Source organism: Microvirga sp. P4_G7 (assembly GCF_056401005.1).
Map to the genome: position 1 here is coordinate 1 of NZ_JBFUKD010000693.1, position 1,874 is coordinate 1,874.

At 60.9% G+C, this 1,874-nt stretch carries 2 protein-coding genes; both read right to left on the bottom strand.

Going from position 1 to position 1,874, the window contains the following annotated elements:
- Nucleotides 1-18: 18 nt before the first annotated feature.
- Complete coding sequence (locus AC1DT3_RS19610; RefSeq protein WP_477466889.1) at nucleotides 19-1,446, bottom strand: recombinase RecT; 1,428 nt, start codon at nucleotides 1,444-1,446, stop codon at nucleotides 19-21.
- On the bottom strand, nucleotides 1,446-1,874 hold a 429-nt coding region (locus AC1DT3_RS19615), incomplete at its 5' end, for a hypothetical protein (RefSeq protein ID WP_477466890.1). The genes AC1DT3_RS19615 and AC1DT3_RS19610, both read right to left, overlap by 1 nt.

The following is a 1,874-nucleotide window of genomic DNA, read 5'->3' on the forward strand; positions in this document are numbered from 1 at the left end:
CGCGCCGGGTCATGATTGTTACTCAGCCGCGCGGATCTGATCGATCTTGCCGAATACGACCTTCTTGATCCGCTCTCGCTCAGCCGGTGGGATTTTTAGGGCGTCGCGAAGATCGGTCGTGGCGAACCACCACTTTCTGAGAATATCTGCGCCGTCGGAGTTTGTGGTCTCACCAGCACGTATTTCAGCCTGGGCGGCGTACTGCTCGACGGTCGTCGCAGCGACGGACAAATCCACGGCCGGTGCCGGCTGTGGCCGGATCTGGTCGATCTTGTTCTGCAGAACGGTTCGAAGCTCTTTCAAGGTTTCGCCGTCCATGTCCAACTCGGCACGGTTCGCTTTCGAATCGTTCCAGGCCTTTGCCATTTGATCGGCGTGATCTGGAGTAATGGCCGCGTCGGTCATCCCATTAATGAACTCGGCGTATGCCCTCACGTCCGCAAATGTCTTCGGAACCGCGAACGGATCGACGGGCGTGCTTCCTTGTCGATCGAGACGGGCCTGCGCCTGCTCGAAATAGTAGTCCGCCTTCTCGCGCTCGGAACGAGTCAGCTTGTCGAGATCCTCGGCAAACAGCGCGCGGACTTCTTCMATGTCGCTCGCGGTCTGGATCGTCGAGCAGTTCGTCTCGATCTCGGACAAGACCTCGGCATTGTCGAACGGTTCGTCTTCGACTGGATCGGGATTGGACGCCGAGGCTCCCGAGGGCACAGAAGCCCCGGCGTCCGTTGCCGGCGGGGAAGTCCCCGCGGCATTCGTGATCTCTTGTGGCACGGGCGGTGGTGCCGGCGGTGGCTCGTTGCTGTAGACGGGCTCCTCGTTGCCGATCATCTCTTCGGCGATCAGAACGCCCTTTAGCGACTCCGTGAACGTGTCGCGCAAAGCGAACGCACGGGCTCGCATCTTCAGCATGCGCTTCGGATTGGTGATCCACGGGGTATCGCCGCCCTGATGGCCCTTCTTGTTCCAAAGCTTCGCGAGCATGGCATCGCCGATCGAGAATTCGGAGTAGATCTCTTCCGGTTCCCCGCGGCGCTTGACGCGGCAGACGGCTTTGTAGGTCTGCTCGTCTGCGGTGGGCTTCGCCCAATCCTTCGGCGGTGTACCCTCGTAAGTCTCCCTGATGTATTCGAGTTGACCGGACGCGCGGACGATCGCAAGCGACAAATCTCCCCAAACGCACGGGCGACCGCCGATGACAGCGATCCCTTGCACGGCCTGCATTGGTTTCACACCCAACTCCAGGCCGGTGAGGATGGCGACGGTCACCTTCTCCGGCTCTTTCATGCCGTATGGCGTCAGGCCGCTCTTTGCGAGCACCTGAGCGAACCGATAGACGTCGTCGAACGTCTGCGGGACGATCGCCACAACCGGTCCGCCTGTAAGGCTGGCGACTTGCCTCGGAGCTGGATCGGTCACCAGCGCGATTGGATTTGGAGCGTTCATTAGACGGCCCTCTCTACGATTTCGATTGCTGCGCCGGGAATGGTCATGCCGGCTTCGATTTCAGCCATGGCGATCTTGCCGACCTGACTCATGGCGAAGTCGATAATCCGCTTGTCGTCGCGGTAATGCGCCCAGAGCGCCGCGGCGTCGCTGACTTTGAAATCCTTGAACTTGCGCAGTATCGTTCCCTTCCCGCGCGTTCCGGCCTTCACTTTGATATCCTCGGGGCGGACGGCTTGGCCCGCTGCTGCCTTGTCGGACGCTTCCTTCGTGAGGCGAGCGCGTTCCGCTTTCAGGAATGCTTCGGACAAACCACTCGCCCAGCGCTTGGCATTGTCACCTTCTGCCGCGATCGGTTTCCAGGTCGCATCGACCGCGCGGCCGGCGTCGAGGTGCGGTTGCTTCGCTGCCTTGTGAGCTGCAACAGC